Genomic DNA, 323 nt, shown 5'->3' with positions numbered 1-323 from the left:
GTTACGGTGATTGTAACAACCGTGCCCTCTGGCTCACCGGTTGCTGTGCCTGAAATAGTCGGTGTGGTGTCATTAGTATCGCCAACCGGGTCAATAACCACTGTAGGCGCGGCGGTATCAACCTCGCCTGTCGTGGTGGCTGTGGTTTGATTGCCTGCGGCGTCGGTAACCGATACTTCAACGGTAAATTCACCTTCACTTAACTCATTAGGCACATCCACACTAAAGGTGCCGTCGGCTTGCACTTCGGTCGTAATGGTTTGCGGGTTACCCGCTTCATCCGTTACGGTGATTGTAACAACCGTGCCCTCTGGCTCACCGGT

Annotated in this window: 1 protein-coding gene; it reads right to left on the bottom strand. The window is 53.9% G+C overall.

Annotated features, from left to right (window positions below; genetic code table 11):
• The coding region (locus tag AN389_RS19745; RefSeq protein WP_200911320.1) for an Ig-like domain-containing protein at positions 1–323 on the bottom strand (323 nt) is incomplete at both ends.

The sequence above is a fragment of the Pseudoalteromonas sp. P1-7a genome (assembly GCF_001401855.1).
Taxonomy (GTDB): domain Bacteria; phylum Pseudomonadota; class Gammaproteobacteria; order Enterobacterales; family Alteromonadaceae; genus Pseudoalteromonas.
This window is presented reverse-complemented; position numbering and strand designations above follow the sequence as displayed.